Annotated in this window: 1 rRNA gene; it reads right to left on the bottom strand. The window is 55.5% G+C overall.

Features of this window, described 5'->3' with window-relative positions:
• Positions 1 to 274, bottom strand: a 23S ribosomal RNA gene (locus tag HBA26_RS22740); the annotation flags it as partial.

Genomic DNA, 274 nt, shown 5'->3' with positions numbered 1-274 from the left:
CGCTTAAACCGGGACAACCGTCGCCCGGCTGACATAGCCTTCTCCGTCCCCCCTTCGCAGTAACACCAAGTACAGGAATATTAACCTGTTTCCCATCGACTACGCCTTTCGGCCTCGCCTTAGGGGTCGACTCACCCTGCCCCGATTAACGTTGGACAGGAACCCTTGGTCTTCCGGCGAGCGGGCTTTTCACCCGCTTTATCGTTACTTATGTCAGCATTCGCACTTCTGATACCTCCAGCATGCCTCACAGCACACCTTCAACGGCTTACAG

Source organism: Enterobacter sp. 725m/11 (assembly GCF_011683705.1).
GTDB lineage: Bacteria > Pseudomonadota > Gammaproteobacteria > Enterobacterales > Enterobacteriaceae > Enterobacter > Enterobacter bugandensis.
This window is presented reverse-complemented; position numbering and strand designations above follow the sequence as displayed.